Consider the following 16,798-nt stretch of genomic DNA (forward strand, 5'->3'; position numbering starts at 1 on the left):
AGATCACTGCTGTCGCATCATCTGTATCTTGCAAGCAACTACGTAGAATCCCGTAGCGAAGATGGCGCCGGCAACATTGATAAAGTTTCCTTAATGAAGTTCTAAGCCTGCTCCAAACGTTCGATGGCAAAGTGTACCTGTACCGCGCAATCGCTGTTGCGCGGCAGGTTGCCGGATTCCTCAATCCGGCACGATTTCCGCAGCCGCGGCAAGGCCGGTGAATGATTCTCCAGCCTTGCGCGACCAGCCCGATCATTCCCCGCGCTCTCGACAGAAAGCGTTTTAACCGGTCCCCTCCTCAGATTGCGGCCGGTTTTTTTTTGCCCGCGCGCTTGTGCTCTCCGGCCTCGCACGTCATCCGTGAAACCCCCGATCAGGCGATCCGCTTGTACCAGGATTGCCCCGCGATCATGCGGCAATACTCGCCGGCCGGCAGGTCGTCGGCATCGAGTTCGCGGTCGATGCCGAGCACGCCCAGCACGGCCAGGCTGTCGTGAAACAGGCGCAGCACGCGCCGCCGCAACAGCGGGCCGAAATCGGGCAGGGCGCGGCGGCAGAGAATCAGCTGGAATTCGTTGAACGAGGAATCGGTGACGAGATTGTATTGCGACCAGATGATGCGGCTTTTCAGCTGCGGTACGGGCACCATCCGGCCGTGCTCGAGGTGAAAATACTCGGACAGCCGGCCGCTGCCGCCGGCCCGTTCGTAGCAGCGCTGGTAGTCCCCCATCTTGTCCAGCGGGATCGAGGCGGTCAGCGCTTCCTCGAGCAGTTCGTCGCTGGGGACCGTCGCGTGGATTTCCGTGCGCCACAGCAGCTGGCGCTCGGCCAGCAGCACGGCCGCCGTCCAGGCCTGCTCGGCGCCGGCGCAATCGGCCAGCCACACTTTCGGCAGCGGCGCGCCGGGCAGGCATTGCCCGGCCACGGCCAGCAACTGCGTCGCTTCGTCGGGATCGTCGAACATCGAGGCCGGCGCCACGCCCAGCGCACGCAGCAGGGCGCTCGACGCGGCCCCGTCGTGCAGCACGCGGTCCTGCAACTGCGAGATCGTGCGCAGGCCACGCCGTGCCATCAGGCCGTGCAGCTTGCGCTTGACGGCGGCCTGGTCGTGGCTGCGGAAATCGAAACCGAAGCGCTGTGCCACGGCTTCGAGCAGCAGCGCCAGTTCCAGCGCTTCCACTTCCGGGGCCGGCACGTGCCGGCGCTCCACGAACGTTCCACTCGCCGGGCCCGTCTGTGCCTGGGTGCGCGCCCAGCGGTGCGCCGCCATCAGTGCAACCACACGCGCATCAGCGACAGCAGCTGGGCCACATCGACCGGCTTGGTGATGTAGTCGGAGGCGCCGGCGGCGATGCACTTGTCGCGGTCGCCCTTCATGGCCTTCGCCGTCAACGTGATGATGGGCAGTGACTTGAATTTCGGAATGCGGCGGATTGCCCGCATCGTGTCATAGCCATCCATCTCCGGCATCATGATATCCATCAGCACGATCTCGATCGTCGGATCGCGCTCCAGCACCTCGATGCCATCGCGGCCGTTTTCGGCGAACGATACCTGCATCTGCTCCCGCTCGAGCAGCGAGGACAGGGCGAAGATGTTGCGCAGGTCGTCGTCGACGATCAGCACCTTGCGCCCGGCCAGGCCGGAATCCTGCGCGTGCACCTGTTCGAGCATGCGCCGCTGCGGTTCCGGCAGGCTGGCGTGCGAGCGGTGCAGGAACAGCGCCGTTTCGTCCAGCAGGCGCTCGGGCGACCGGGCATCCTTGATGACGATGGTCTTGGCGTAGCGTTTCAGCTTGGCCACTTCGCGGCGGTTCAGGTCCTTGGCGGTATTGATCACCACCGGCAGGTCGCGCAGTGTGAGGTCCTTGCCGATGAGATCGAGCAGGTCGAAGCCGGAAATGTCGGGCAGCGTCAGGTCCAGCACCATGCAGTCGAAATGACTGGTGCGCAATGCCGCCAGCGCTTCCTCGCCGGTGCCGACGGCCGTGATGTCCACGTCGGTGGCGCCGATCAGCGTCACGATCGCGTCGCGCTGGCCCGGCTCGTCGTCGACGACGAGCAGGCTGCGCTTGCCGCCCAGCAGAAACTTCTGGATCCGCGCGAACTGCTCGACCAGCGCTTCCTTGCTGACGGGCTTGTTCATGAACGAGATCGCGCCGGAACGCAGCGCCCGTTCGCGCTCGCGCGACGCGGACATCACGTGCACGGGGATGTGCCGCGTGCCGGGATCGCGCTTGAGCCGGTCCAGCACCGTGAAGCCGTCGATGTCGGGCAGGTCGAGGTCGAGCAGGATCGCCGACGGCACGTAGTCGCGCGCCAGCGACAGTGCTGAATCGCCCTGCACGGTGACGATGCCCTTGAAGTTCTTTTCGCGGGCAAATTCCAGCACGATCTTGGCGAAGCGTTCATCGTCCTCGATGATCAGCACCGACGGGTCGCCCGGCGCGGTCAGGCCCCGGTCATCCAGCGTGGCGCCGTAGGTCTCGGCCTCCGCATCCGTATCGCCCGTGGCCAGGCTGGCCGGATCGGCCGCGAACTCGTCGGCCGGTGGCGCCGAGTAGATCACTTTCGGCGGCATCGGCACGGCGCGCAGCGTGGCCGGGCGCGGCTGGTCGATGGCGATGAAGCCGGCGCGGTTGTACGGCAGGTACAGGGTGAAGGTGGAACCGCTGCCCACTGTCGATTCGACGCGGATCTCGCCACCCAGCAGGCGTGCCAGCTCGCGCGAGATCGACAGGCCCAGGCCCGTGCCGCCATACTTGCGGGCGGTGGACCCGTCGGCCTGCTGGAACGCTTCGAAGATCAGCTGCAGCTTGTCCGAGGCGATGCCGACGCCGGTATCCTTCACGGAGAACGCGAGCACCGCGTCGGCACTGGCCAGGCTCGGGTTGTCCGGGCTCCAGCCGTTGTCGACCAGGCCGATATCGAGCGATACCTGGCCATGCGAGGTGAACTTGAACGCGTTCGACAGCAGGTTCTTCAGCACCTGCTGCAGGCGCGTCGTGTCCGTCATCAACGAGGCGGGCAGGTTGTCCTTCAGCGCCACGTTGAAGCCGAGGTGCTTGGCTTCGGCCATGTGGCGGAACGTGCGGTCCACGTAGTTGCGCAGGTTGGCGAAACGGTATTCGGACACATCCAGCGTGACGGTGCCCGATTCGATCTTGGACAGGTCGAGGATGTCGTTGATCAGCGTGAGCAGGTCGGAGCCGGAGCCGTGGATCGTCTTCGCGAATTCCACCTGCTTGCCCGACAGGTTGCCTTCCGGGTTGTCGCCCAGCTGCTGTGCCAGGATCAGCAGGGAGTTCAGCGGCGTGCGCAGTTCGTGCGACATATTGGCCAGGAACTCGGACTTGTATTTCGACGACAGCGCCAGCTGGGTCGCCTTTTCCTCCAGCGCCAGCTTGGCCTGTTCCACCTCGCGGTTCTTGCGTTCCACCTCGATGTTCTGCTCGGACAGCAGGCGCGCCTTTTCCGCCAGCTCCTGGTTGGTCTGCTGCAGTTCCTGCGCCAGCGACTGCGACTGCGTCAGCAGGGATTCCGTGCGGCTGTTCGCCTCGATCGTGTTCAGCACCACGCCAATCGATTCCATCAGCTGGTCGAGGAAGGAGAGGTGGGTTTCGGTGAACCGGTCCAGCGAGGCGATTTCAATCACCGCCTTGACCTGCTGCTCGAACAGGATCGGCAGCACGACGATATTCGTTGGCGGCGCCGAACCCAGGCCGCTCGAGACGACGATGTAGTCGCGCGGCACGTCGGTCAGCCAGATGCGCACCTTCTCCAGCGCGCACTGGCCCACCAGCCCTTCGCCCGGCAGGAATGACGTGGGCACCTTGCGGCTGGACCGGTACCCATAGCTGGCGATCATGCGCAGCCGCGCATCGTCCATCTGCGAATCCATCATGTAGAACACGCCGTGGTGCGCCGACACGAGCGGCGCCAGCTCCGAGAGGATCAGCTTCGTCACCGCCTGCAGGTCGCGCTGGCCCTGCAGCAGTCGCGTGAAGCGCGCCAGGTTGGTCTTCAGCCAGTCCTGCTGCGCGTTTTTCTGCGTGGTTTCCTTCAGGTTGCGGATCATCTCGTTGATGTTGTCCTTCAGGTACGAGACTTCGCCGCGCGCTTCCACCTGGATGGAGCGCGACAGGTCGCCGCGCGTCACCGCCGTTGCCACTTCGCCGATCGCGCGCATCTGGTTCGTCAGGTTCGCCGCCAGCTGGTTCACGTTTTCGGTCAGGTCCTTCCACGTGCCGGCCACGCCGGGCACATTGGCCTGGCCACCCAGCTTGCCCTCGGTACCCACCTCGCGCGCCACCCGCGTCACTTCGGAGGCGAACGACGACAGCTGGTCGACCATCACGTTGATCGTGTCCTTCAGTTCCAGGATCTCGCCCTTCACGTCCACCGTGATCTTCTTCGACAGGTCGCCACGCGCCACGGCGGTGGTCACCGCCGCGATGTTCCTGACCTGGCCGGTCAGGTTCGACGCCATGAAGTTCACGTTGTCGGTCAAATCCTTCCACGTGCCGCCCACGCCGGGCACGTAGGCCTGGCCGCCCAGCTTGCCTTCGGTACCGACTTCACGCGCCACGCGCGTGACCTCGGACGCGAAGGAAGACAGCTGGTCGACCATCACGTTGATGGTGTTCTTCAGTTCGAGGATTTCGCCCTTCACGTCGACCGTGATCTTCTTGGACAGGTCGCCGTTCGCCACGGCGGTGGTCACCTCGGCGATGTTCCTCACCTGGCCCGTCAGGTTGCCGGCCAGCTGGTTCACGTTTTCCGTCAGGTCCTTCCACGTGCCTGCCACGCCGGGCACGTTCGCCTGGCCACCCAGCTTGCCTTCGGTGCCGACTTCGCGTGCCACGCGGGTCACTTCCGATGCAAAGGAGTTCAACTGGTCGACCATCACGTTGATGGTGTTCTTCAGTTCGAGGATCTCGCCCTTCACGTCCACCGTGATCTTCTTCGACAGGTCGCCGTTGGCCACGGCCGTCGTCACGTCCGCGATGTTCCGCACCTGGCCGGTCAGGTTGCCCGCCATCGAGTTTACCGAGTCGGTCAAGTCCTTCCACGTGCCGGCCACGCCCTTCACCTGCGCCTGGCCACCCAGCTTGCCTTCGGTACCGACTTCACGCGCCACGCGCGTCACTTCGGAAGCAAAGGAAGACAGCTGGTCGACCATCACGTTGATCGTGTTCTTCAGCTCGAGGATCTCGCCCTTCACGTCCACCGTGATCTTCTTGGACAGGTCGCCGTTCGCCACGGCGGTCGTCACCGCCGCGATGTTCCTCACCTGGCCCGTGAGGTTCGACGCCATGAAGTTCACGTTATCGGTCAAGTCCTTCCACGTGCCGCCCACGCCGGGCACATAGGCCTGGCCGCCCAGCTTGCCCTCGGTACCGACCTCGCGGGCCACGCGCGTCACTTCGGAAGCAAAGGAACGCAACTGGTCCACCATCACGTTGATGGTGTCCTTCAGTTGCAGGATCTCGCCGCGCACGTCCACCGTGATCTTCTTCGACAGGTCGCCGTTCGCCACCGCCGTCGTCACCTCGGCGATATTGCGCACCTGGGACGTCAGGTTGCCGGCCATCGAGTTCACCGAGTCCGTCAAATCCTTCCACGTGCCGGCCACGCCCTTCACCTGCGCCTGGCCACCCAGCTTGCCTTCGGTACCGACTTCGCGCGCCACGCGCGTGACCTCGGACGAGAACGACAGCAATTGCTCCACCATCGTGTTGGCGGTGGTGGCGGCGCGCAGGTACTGGCCCTTCAGCGGATGGCCGTCCACTTCCAGCGCCATCGTCTGCGACAGGTCGCCCTTCGCCACGGCGCCGATCACGCGCGCCATCTCGGTGGTGGGGCGCACCAGGTCATCGATCAGCGTGTTGGTCGCGCTGATGATCGTGGCCCAGCCGCCGGACACGTTGCTGACGGAGGCCCGCTGCGTCAGCCGGCCTTCGCGGCCCACCACGCGCGAGACCTCGGTGACCGACTTCACGATCCGGTCGTTGGTTTCGATGATGTCGTTCAGCGTGTCGGCGATCTTGCCGGAAACGCCGGTCCAGTCGGACGGCATGCGCGCCGAGAAATCGCCTTTTTTCAATGCCATCAGGGTTTGCAGGATCAGCTTCAGATCCAGTTCCTCGGGCAGTTCGGTCATGTCGTTCATCGACCAGTCCTTCTTATCATCAGGATTGTTGTTCAAGTAAGTCAGCCAGGACAAGGTCCGGCAAGGCCTGCGCCAGCTCGGTGGCGCTGCGCGGCATGGAGAACAGCGCGCCCTGCCAGCTGTCGCACCCCAGGGTGGCCAGCACGGCCAACTGGTGGGCACGGTCGACGCCGGTCGCGGCCACTTCCATCGACAGCGCCCGCGCCAGGTGCACGATGGCCGCTACCAGGTCGGTGCCGCCGGCATCGTCGCCGATATTGCGCACGAACGCGGCGTCGATCTTCAGGATGTCCAGCCCCAGCCGCTTGCAGGCGGCCAGGCTGGTGCCGGTGTGGCCGAAGTCGTCCAGCGCCAGCAGCACGCCGCCGCCCTGCAACTGGCGCAGCAGCGGCTCGATTGCCGCATGGTGCGCGGACAGCAGCGTCTCGCAGATGTCCAGCACGATCACGCCGGCGGGCAGGGCGTGCCGCCGCACTTCGGCCAGCAGGCGGGCGGGCAGGTCCGGCCCCAGCGCCGGCGCCGTCAGGTTCAGCGCCACGCGGGCTGTCGACAGCGGCGCATCGCCCGCGCGCCAGTCCGCGGCCTGCGCGCATACGGTGGCCATGACCCAGGAATCGACCCGTTCGAGCAGGCCGCGGTCCTGCACCACCGGCAGGAAGGCTCCCGATTCGATGCGGCCCAGCCGCGGGTGATCCCATACCAGCTGCGCCTCGACACCGCGCACGCGGCCGCTGGCCAGGTCCAGCTGCGGCTGGTACAGCAGCGCGAGCTCGTCGTGCGCCAGCGCGTGGCGCAGCTCCCCCGTCCATTGTTCGCGCGCATGTTCGCGGCGGTTCATCTCTTCGTGGAAGAAGCGGATATTGCCGCCCTGTGCGGCCACCTTGCCGATGTCGCTTTCCCGCTCCTCCTTGGCGCGGTACATCGCCAGGTCGGCGCTTTTCATCAGCGCGCGGGCGCTGGCGCCATCATGGGGGTAGATGCCGATGCTGGTCGACGTGTGTACCCGGTGCCCACCGATCGCAAAGGGCCGCGCATGCGCGTTGGCGATCTTGCGCGCGACCCGCGCCGCGTTCTCGCCGGGTGCCTTGCCTTCGATGAGCACCACGAATTCGTCACCGCCCAGCCGCGCCACCACGTCCGAGGCGCGCACGGCGGCCGACAGCCGCGCCGCCACCTGCCGCAGCAGTTCATCGCCCACATCGTGGCCGAAGCCGTCGTTGATCTGCTTGAAATCGTCCAGGTCGAGGAACAGCAGCGCGAACTGGCTGCGCCGGCGGTCGCTCGACGCCACCGCGTGTTCCAGGTGCTGGATCAGCGAGCGGCGGTTCACCAGGCCGGTCAGCGCATCGCGCGTCGACAGCTCATGGGCGCGCTGCTCAGCCTGCTTACGCTCGGCCACTTCCAGCTCCAGGTCGCGGTTGACCCGTTCCAGGTCCTGCAGCCGCTGCGAACGCAGCTCCGCGTTGATGCGGCGCGTTTCCTCGGCATGCGCCTGCAGTTGCAGGTGCTTGCGGGTGAGGTCGACGAAGGTGCGCACCTTGGCCAGCACCACCTGGGGAATGAGCGGCGCGCACAGGTAATCGGCCGCGCCCAAGGTATAGGCGCGCAGCCGCGGCGGCTCGTCGTCCGGCAGGGCGGTGACGAAGATCTGTGGCACGGTGGCCGAACGGGGATGCGAACGGATCTCGGCGGCTGTCTCGAAGCCATCCATGCCCTGCATCTCCACGCCAAGGAGAATCAGCGCGAAATCATGGCGCAGCACTTCGCGCAGCGCCTCATGCCCGGACCGGGCCTTGACGAGCTCATAACCGACATCGTCGGCATCGGCGCCCAGCAGGCTCTCCAGCGCCAGCAGGCTGGCGGGATCGTCATTTACGAGAAGAACTTTGGGAATATGCACAAGGACGCTACCCGGTTTGTCTTGGTTGTAGTTTTGTTGTCGTAAAAGATACGCTTGTGCGGGCGCCAGTCAAGCAGATTCAGCCGCGGCCCGACAGCGAATATAGCAAAAATGAAATTGCAGCAGGAAACTATCGAGCGCAGGTGAGGATGGGGGAGGGACGCAGGGGGCGCGGGCTGCCTCGGGAGGCGGCCGCGATTGCCAGCCGCCAGCGCGATCCGGCGGCGCGGCAGCTCATATCGCGGAGAGCCAGCCGTTCTCCTCCAGTTCCAGCATGACAGCGTCAAACGCCTGCCTGGGGATGATGCAGTTGACGCGGTAGCCACCCACTGGGTGCATGCCGTCGATGGCTGCAATCACACCCGGAAATGCGGCGAATATCGACAACAGGGCAGTTCGCTCGTTTTCGGTGCAGGTCATGTCGCCTTTCCGCCGGATCAATCGCAAATAACCCATCGTGCATTACCCATCGAATGGAACCGCCATCGCTGGCCGAGGCATCATAATATATGAGGCGTTTAACAGCACCGTGCCGGAAAACCTCGAACCATTATCTCATCATTGCATATGGCAAGTAGAACGAACCCGTTGACGATCAACCAGATATTCGAACGGTTAGCCGAGCTGGACGGTCAACCCTGGAGCTGGAAGACATTCTCTCCGCCACCAGCTCCGTTGCCCGGTCCCCGTCCTTCTTTCAGCCTTTCATCTTGCTGCGCCGCGAATGGCCCGCCATAGCTCTGCCTCGCGATGTATCGCTTTCAGTCAACCGCGGTCATCCAGCGTGCATGCGGACATTTGATCGCCCAAGCCCGATTTTTATAAACATAAGGAATTGCATGTCACCTTCTCTTTTGACGCTGCTGGATGAAATGCGTACGCTGGAACAGCGCAGCGGCACTCCAGCAGGCGGACTCTGGTATAAGCGCTTTCCTGTCGAAACAGCCGCATCGCTGGCTGCCGTTGAGCAAAGCACCGGTTTCCCGGTTCCGTCCGACCTCAAGGATCTCCTGCTCTCGTTCGGCGGATTTTACTTCCCCATGCACGTCGCCGGCTTTACGGTGACATTCCATGGCGTTTCCCCATACCCGCGCCCGTTCGGAGGCTTGGCCGATCTTCTTGACGCGAGATGGTGCTGGGGTGACTACCGCGACGACGAGGACTTTCCTGAAGATGCCATCGCAAGATTGAATACGAACTTTGTCTGCTTCGGTCACTGCGATGTGGATGAAGACTCGGCGGACCATTTTTTCTACGACCGTAGCGGCAACTTCGGCGTGCTCCGGTTCGATCAGGAGTTTCGCGACCGGGATGCAATCGATTACCTTTATGAATTGTGTGAAGGCACTAACCGCCGCGCGCCACTTGCACTCGACGAGGTGCTGACACAGCCGCTCCGGTATTGCCTTTGGGGCGAGCCGGACGATGACCTGGAATGAAGCCGCCATCAACGCCGGCTTGGCGGTTCTGCTGACGCCGTACCGTTCCCGGGCAGGCTACCTGGACATCTCGCCACGGTGAGCCAGCCGTGACACGTCGCGCCATGGGGCGGTGTTGTACTTCAGTGCTATTTTCCTCCCGCGCTCCCTCGGGGCGATCCGATCAGCAAAGCGGGAGCGCAGAATAAGACGTTCTCATGTGTCTCTGTGCCGGGAGGAACGGTATGCCCAACTTGCTGCGAGCAATGGCCATGGTGGTGACACTGTGTGCCGGTTGCCTGTCGGATCGGGCCTATCACAACGGCCTGGCCAGCACGTCCGCCACGCCGGTCGATACGGAGATGCACGGCAGGTATGTGCTGGCCCATGTCGAATTCGATGACCAGGGCTGGTTTCACGACGCGCGGCAGCGGCAGGCGTTGTTCGAGACGCTGCATGGGCTGAGGGCGCGGAACCAATCCATGCTGATCGTTACGTACACGCACGGCTGGAAGCACAATGCGGGTGAGAACGACACGAATCTGCGCGATTTTCGCAAGCTGCTCGCGGAGCTGGCGGCGATCGAGCGTCAACGGCGACCGAACGATACCCGTACCGTCGTGGGTGTTTATGTCGGCTGGCGCGGCGCCAGCGTGTCGGTGCCCTTCGTGGACAACCTCACGTTCTGGACACGCAAAGCCGCTGCCGAGCGCATAGGGCAGCGCTCCGTCAAGCAGCTCTTTTTCGAACTCAACCAGTTCCGCACGATCGCCAATGGCTGGGACATTCCCGACCAGTTGGCACGGGACGATGAAACGCAGCTGATTTTCGTCGGTCACAGCTTCGGTGGCCTGATTACCTATCACGCGCTGTATGCGGCAATTCTGGAACGCGGCCTGCAGGTCGACAAGTTGGGCCGGTACCGGCCGGCGAAAAGCGTTGGCGACTTTGTCTTGCTGGTCAATCCGGCGTTCGAAGGCGCGGACTATGAGCCGATCTGGCAGGCGGCCCGGTCGCGCGGCTGCTTCCCACCGGCCCAGAAGCCGGTCATGGCGATCATCACGTCCAGCGCGGATGCGGCGACGCGCGTGGCATTTCCCCTGGGCCGCCTGTACACGTACCTGCAATCGGCGCCCTTGCCTGGCGAGCGGGAAACCGTCCTGCACACAGTGGGGCATCTTGACCGCTACCGCACGCACCGCCTGGTCGACTTGCCTGTCGGGGAAACAGGGACAGCACCCGATGCCGCGGCGCCGCCCAACGTCGAACCCGTCACGAAAATTCTCGATTTGCAATTGGTGAAGACGGACAACGCCGTGCCCGCGCGCATGCCGTATCTGGTGATCCAGGCAGGGCCCGGGCTGATTGCCGATCACAGCGACTTCTGGAACGAGCGCTTCCGAAAGTTCTCCGTGCGTTTCATCACGACCCAGATCCTGTCACTGAAGATCAGGGGTGAGGCAGCACGAGCGCGGCCAGCGGGACCGCAACGTGACGATTGCCCCGGTTTTATCGGCAATGTTCCGGGATGACGGCGGTTACGGGTATCAACTGTAACGCTGAGTTCATGAACAGTGACCGCAGGATTCGTCATGGCTCCATGTGCGCAGCCTGCCTGCAGGCCCGGGTGCCTGCGCGTTCGAGCTCGCGCCTGATCGCTTGCGGTCAAGGTATCCGCTGACCTTTTGCCAAGCTTCGTTGCCAGATCGGCAGCCTCCTGCCGCTGAACTGTTGTTTTTTACTGCGCGGGCATCAAAGTCAATCGTCCCTCCCAACTGAGCGCGTAGATTAGCCTCATCAAATCGTTCTGGAGCGACACATGCGTCGACATCTCCTGCTCGGCGGATTGGCAATGCTGCAACTGGGCCTTGCCGGCGCCCAAACCACGTCCGTGACCGTTTATGGCAGCCTCGATGCGGGCCCGACACGCGTCTCAAATGTGCGCGGCCAGGGGGTCACGCTGGTCGACGACGGCGTGCTGCAGGCCGACCGCTTCGGCATCCGCGCGACCGAAGACCTGGGCGGCGGCATGCAAGCGATCGCCCAACTGGAAGGCGGCTTCGCCACCAGCACCGGCGTCCAGCCGCGCAACGGCGTGCTGTTCAACCGGCTGGCGTTTGTCGGCCTGTCGGGCCGCTATGGCACGCTGGCGCTGGGCCACCACAGCAACATGATGTTCGACGCCGTGGGCAAACTCAGCAACGGCGTCCTGTTTGGCAGCTTTTACGCGTTCCACCCGGGGAATTTCGACGAGACCGCCAATGTGGGCCAGATCGACAACGGCATCAAGTACACCAGCCGCGAAATCAATGGCATGACGGTGGGTGCCGTGTACGCGCTGGGCGAACAGCCGGGCGACTCTTCGCGCAACCGCGCGTGGGGCATCAATTTCACGTATGCCAGCGGCCCGCTGCGCGTCGGCGGCGCCTGGACCAGCGCCAACAACAAAGTGCTGAACATCGGCCAGTCGCTGGGCTTGCGCAGCCTGCTGGGCCAGTCGCTGATCGGCGGCACCGCCGGCGCGCCGGTCTTCACGCCGCTGCAGGCCAGCAACGTGCGCAACACGGGCCTGGGCGTCAGCTATGCGCTGGATGGCGTGCTTCTGCACGCGGCGCTGGTGCGTTCGCGGCTCCAGGCCCTGGCGGGCGAAACCACGATGTCGACGCCGGAACTGGGCGTCAACGTGCGCGTGGGCGCATCGGCATCGCTGAACACCTCGCTGTCGTCGTCGCACATGGATGGCATGCGATGGAACCAGGCTGGCGTGAACTACGTGTATTCGCTGTCACGCCGTACGGAGGTGTACGCGATGGCGATCATGCAACGGGCCCACGGCGATGGCGCGGTGGCAGCGATCAATTCGCTGGGCTATGCGTCCGGCCAGCGCCAGAATGCGCTGCGGCTGGGCGTGCACCATCTGTTCTGAAGCCAGCCTGCAAAACACAGCAAAGGAATTGCCGTGAACTTCTTCAAGCATTTGTCGATCCAGAAGAAACTCATGCTGAGCATGGGTGCGTGCCTCGTGTTCACGCTGCTGTTCGCCTGCGGGCTCAGTACCTGGGTGACGGCCGGCGGTATCGCCGAACGCGTCGTCGAGCAGGAATTGCCCGCCGTGGTCGGCGAAATCCGCAACGACCTGCTGCGCGAAATAGCCCAGCCGCTGGCGTCGGCGCAAGATATCGCCACCAACGACTATATCCTGGCATGGGAAAAGGCCGACTTGCCGGACACGGGCCTGGAGGGGTGGCAGCGCTACGCCGCGTCGATGAAGAACCGCCTGAAAGCCAACAAGATCTTCTGGGTCTCCGGCGCCACCGGCAAATACTTCACGGAAGAGGGCTTGTCGCGCACGCTGGACCGCAAGGCGCCGGGCTCGGCCTGGTTCAACACGTTCCTCAGCAGCGGCAAGCCCTACACGCTGCGCATCGACCGCGATGTGACGGACGGCAGCTACAAGCTGTTCATCAATGCCCGCTTCGACGGCGGCGGCGACAAGCAGGGCATCGCCGGCCTCGCACTGTCGATCGATGCGCTGGCGCAGCGCATCAACAGCTACCAAGTCGGTCCGTCCGGCTATGTCTACCTGGTCCGCGCGGACGGCACGTTGCTGGCGCACCGCCAGAAGGAACTGGTCGACGGCAAGCACAGCCTGACCGACCTGACCGGTTTCACGGAGGAAGCTTCGGCCGCGCTGCTGAAAGGCGGCAAGTACAGCACGACGACCTACCAGGGTGCCGATGGCGCCCAGATCGTGGCGGCGTCGTTCGTGCCGGAACTGGACCTGTACGTGATCGCCGAAGTGCCGGAATCGGAAGCCGTGGGCGCGCTGGTCCGCCGCTCCACGCTGGCCGCCGTGGCGGCCGGTATCGCCGGTATCACCATCGGCTTGCTGGTGGTCTATGCGGTCAGCCGCGCGATCGCCGCGCCGGTCGCGCGCGCCGCCGCCATGCTGGGCGAGATCGCCGACGGCAACGGCGACCTGACGCGCCGCATGCGGGTGGAAACCAGCGATGAGATCGGCGCACTGGCCGGCGCGTTCAACCGCTTTGCCGCGTCGCTGAACCAGACCATCGGCAAGATCCGCATCGGCACCGACACCATTGCGCACGCCAGCCGCGAAATCGCGGCTGGCAACATGGACTTGTCGGGCCGTACCGAAGCGCAGGCCGGCAGCCTGGAAGAAACCGCGTCGACGATGGAAGAACTGACGGCCACCGTGCGCCAGAATGCCGACAATGCGCGCCAGGCCAACGAGGAGGTCACGTCGGCGTCCGACCATGCGACCCGGGGCGGCAACGTGGTCGGCGAAGTGGTGCAGACGATGGCCGCCATCAAGGACAGTTCGAACAAGATCGTCGACATCATTTCCGTCATCGACGGCATCGCGTTCCAGACCAATATCCTGGCGCTGAATGCCGCCGTGGAAGCGGCCCGCGCGGGCGAACAGGGGCGCGGCTTTGCCGTCGTCGCGTCGGAGGTGCGGACCCTGGCGCAGCGCTCGGCCACCGCCGCCAGGGAAATCAAGGAATTGATCAACGATTCCGTCGACAAGGTCGATACCGGCGGCAAGCTGGTCCACAGTGCCGGCGAAACCATGCAACAGATCGTGACTTCCGTGCGGCGCGTGGCCGACATCATGGGCGAGATTTCCGAAGCCAGCCGCGAACAGAGCGAGGGCATCGGCCAGGTCAACGATGCCGTCGTGCAGATGGACGACGCCACGCAGCAAAACGCGGCCCTGGTCGAGCAAGCGGCCGCCGCGGCGCAATCGCTGCAGGATCAGGCAGCGCACCTGGCCGAGGCGGTGGCCGCGTTCAAACTCGACATGTCGCAGGTGGACGCGCCGCTCGCGGTGCAATTGGCGGCGCCTCGTCCCGCCACGAGCACGGCCGCTCTGCCCAGGCCGGACACGAAAGCGGCGGCAAAGCCGTCGGTGAACAAGCCCGCCGCCAGCAAGGTGGAAGCCGGCAAGCCTGCCGCGCCGCAACGGGTGCAGAAGGCGCCGGTTGCAGACGAGTGGGAAGAGTTCTGATGGCGCGTTAATGTCGCGTTAATGGCAAATTACGGTGTTTTGGTGCCACCAGGCCGATTTGGTGACGCTCGTCTGTTCATCACCGGTCACGCGCCAGCTGACTTCTTCCGAACTTGCCGCGCTACGCAGGGCGGATCGCTCGCCGTCCACGCTACGTCAACTGCGCCAGCAGGAACGCATACGTCAGCGCCCACATCTTCGCCTGCTGGTCGTTGTTGGCGGCGCCGGCATGGCCGCCCTCGGTGTTTTCCCAGTACAGCACGTCGTGCCCCTGTTCGCGCATCTTCGCCACCATCTTGCGGGCGTGGCCGGGGTGCACGCGATCGTCGCGCGTCGAGGTGGTGAACAGCACGCGCGGGTAATGCTTGTCGGGGAAGACGTTGTGGTACGGCGAATAATCGGCGATGTATTGCCATTGCGCGGGATCGTCCGGGTCGCCGTACTCGCCCATCCACGAAGCGCCGGCCAGCAGCTTGCTGTAGCGGCGCATGTCCAGCAGCGGCACCTGGCAGACGACGGCGTTGAACAGATCCGGCCGCTGCGTCAGCGCGGCGCCCACCAGCAGGCCGCCGTTGCTGCCGCCCATGATGCCCAGGTGGCGCGGGCTCGTGATCCGGCGCTTGATCAGGTCTTGCGCGACGGCGATGAAGTCGTCGAAGGCGCGCTGGCGGTTGTCCTTCAGCGCGGCCTGGTGCCAGCGCGGGCCGAACTCGCCGCCGCCGCGGATATTGGCCAGCACGTACACGCCGCCGTGCGCCAGCCATGCCGCGCCGGTCACGCCGCTGTAGAACGGCTTCAGGGACACTTCAAAGCCGCCGTAGCCATACAGGACGGTGGGATTGCTGCCGCTGGCCTTCGTGTCCTTGCGCTGGACAACGAAGTAGGGCACCTGCGTGCCGTCCTTCGATGGCGCGTGGAATTGCCGCACTTCGTAAGGGGAGGCGTCGAAGAAGCCGGGCAGCGCTTTCAACGGCGTGCGCTCGTCGCTGCCGGCGTGGGCCAGATACACGGTGGTCGGCGTCAGGAAATCGGTGACGGTCAGGAAGTAGTCGTCGGACGCGATCGCATCGAGCGGCGCCACTTCCAAGGTGCCAAAGGCCGGCGCATCGACATCGCGTCGTTCCCAGCGGCCATCGGCGTGGTGCAGCTCGACGAGCCGGTTCTTCACGTTGTCGAGCACGTTCAGCAACAGGGCCGAACGGGTCGATGCCACGCCGTCCAGCGATGCCGTCGCCGTCGGCGTGAACAGCACCTCGAACCGGCGTTCACCCGCCATGAAGCGGCGGAAGTCCGTGGCCAGCAGCGCGCCTTGCGGATAGGTCCGGCCGTCGATGGTCCAGTCCGAGCGCAGGTCGATGACCAGCTGGTCGCGCACGGTGTAGGCGCGGGCATCGTCCGGCTTCTCCACTTTCACCAGCCGGTCGCCTTCGCGCAGGAACAGCTCGCTGCTGTAGAAGCCGATCTGGCACATCACGAACTGGAAGCCGTGGCCGGGTGTGAAGTCGCGCCAGGCGCCCACGCCCAGGTCCGTCGGCAGGGCTTCGTACACGGTGCGGGCGGCGGCCAGCGGCGTGCCGCGCCGCCATTCTTTCACGATGCGCGCATAGCCGGACGTCGTCATCGAGCCGGGGCCGAAGTCGGTGGCCACGAACAGCGTGTCGGCGTCGATCCATGCCGTATCCGTCTTCGCTTCGGGCAGGTTGAAGCCATCGGCCACGAAGCTGCGCGACGGCATGTCGAATTCGCGCACCACGACCGCATCGCCGCCACCGCGCGACAATGACAGCAGGAAGCGCTCGCCTTTCGGGTATAGCGACAACACGCCGCTCCACACCCAGTTTTCGTTTTCGTCGGCGGCCAGCCTGTCGATATCGAGCACGGTTTCCCATTGCGGACTGGCCAGGCGGTACTGATCCGGCGTGGTGCGCCGCCAGATGCCGCGCACGTGGTCGGCGTCGCGCCAGAAGTTGTACAGGAAGTCGCCATGCTTGCGCACGAACGGGATGCGCTCGTGCGAGTTCAGGATGGTTTTCAGGCGCTCGTGGAGGCGGAGGTAATGCGGCCCCGCTTCGAGTTCGCCGAGCGCCGCGTCGTTCTGCTGCCCCACCCACGCCAGCTGGCGTTCGCCGCCGACGTCTTCGAGCCATGCGTGCGGATCGTCGGGAAGGGCGGCGGCGGGAGGGGACGAAGACATGCTGGCTCCTGGATCGGCGGAAGCCGTACTCTACACGATGGCCGCCGCTCTCCGCATCCGTGTGGCAAATGTCGCGCCGTGCT

At 64.8% G+C, this 16,798-nt stretch carries 9 protein-coding genes; 4 read left to right on the forward strand and 5 right to left on the reverse strand.

What is annotated here, in order from left to right; all coding sequences use genetic code 11:
• Nucleotides 1-373: 373 nt before the first annotated feature.
• The 4 genes from EWM63_RS23590 to EWM63_RS23605 all read right to left on the reverse strand — a co-directional run bounded on the left by EWM63_RS23590 (nucleotide 374) and on the right by EWM63_RS23605 (nucleotide 8,491).
• A complete protein-coding gene (locus tag EWM63_RS23590) occupies nucleotides 374-1,282 on the reverse strand; it encodes a CheR family methyltransferase (RefSeq protein WP_229487468.1) in 909 nt (302 codons plus the stop codon).
• Complete coding sequence (locus tag EWM63_RS23595; protein WP_130188714.1) at nucleotides 1,270-6,171, reverse strand: HAMP domain-containing protein; 4,902 nt, start codon at nucleotides 6,169-6,171, stop codon at nucleotides 1,270-1,272. The genes EWM63_RS23590 and EWM63_RS23595 overlap by 13 nt, the downstream gene beginning before the upstream one ends.
• A gap of 19 nt (nucleotides 6,172-6,190) precedes the next feature.
• Nucleotides 6,191-8,071, reverse strand: a complete 1,881-nt coding sequence (locus EWM63_RS23600) for a putative bifunctional diguanylate cyclase/phosphodiesterase (RefSeq protein ID WP_130188715.1) — start codon at nucleotides 8,069-8,071, stop codon at nucleotides 6,191-6,193.
• A gap of 234 nt (nucleotides 8,072-8,305) precedes the next feature.
• A complete protein-coding gene (locus EWM63_RS23605; RefSeq protein WP_130188716.1) occupies nucleotides 8,306-8,491 on the reverse strand; it encodes a hypothetical protein in 186 nt (61 codons plus the stop codon).
• Nucleotides 8,492-8,910: 419 nt separating this feature from the next.
• Between EWM63_RS23605 and EWM63_RS23610 the strand changes: the two genes are divergently transcribed.
• The 4 genes from EWM63_RS23610 (at nucleotide 8,911) to EWM63_RS23625 (ending at nucleotide 14,521) form a co-directional block, all read left to right on the forward strand.
• Nucleotides 8,911-9,510 (forward strand): SMI1/KNR4 family protein, encoded by a 600-nt coding sequence (locus tag EWM63_RS23610; RefSeq protein ID WP_130188717.1) that lies wholly within the window; start codon nucleotides 8,911-8,913, stop codon nucleotides 9,508-9,510.
• Nucleotides 9,511-9,734: 224 nt separating this feature from the next.
• A complete protein-coding gene (locus tag EWM63_RS23615; protein WP_130188718.1) occupies nucleotides 9,735-11,021 on the forward strand; it encodes an alpha/beta hydrolase family protein in 1,287 nt (428 codons plus the stop codon).
• 287 nt (nucleotides 11,022-11,308) lie between these two features.
• Entirely contained in the window at nucleotides 11,309-12,415 is a 1,107-nt protein-coding gene (locus tag EWM63_RS23620; protein ID WP_130188719.1) for a porin, read from the forward strand.
• A gap of 33 nt (nucleotides 12,416-12,448) precedes the next feature.
• A complete protein-coding gene (locus tag EWM63_RS23625; protein ID WP_229487469.1) occupies nucleotides 12,449-14,521 on the forward strand; it encodes a methyl-accepting chemotaxis protein in 2,073 nt (690 codons plus the stop codon).
• Between the two features lie 151 nt (nucleotides 14,522-14,672).
• Here the strand turns inward: EWM63_RS23625 and EWM63_RS23630 are convergent, their stop codons facing one another.
• Nucleotides 14,673-16,715 carry a prolyl oligopeptidase family serine peptidase gene (locus EWM63_RS23630; protein WP_130188720.1) on the reverse strand — a complete coding sequence of 681 codons (2,043 nt, stop codon included), beginning with the start codon at nucleotides 16,713-16,715 and terminating at the stop codon, nucleotides 14,673-14,675.
• Nucleotides 16,716-16,798: the final 83 nt, after the last annotated feature.

Source organism: Pseudoduganella lutea (genome assembly GCF_004209755.1).
Taxonomy (GTDB): Bacteria; Pseudomonadota; Gammaproteobacteria; order Burkholderiales; family Burkholderiaceae_D; genus Rugamonas; species Rugamonas lutea.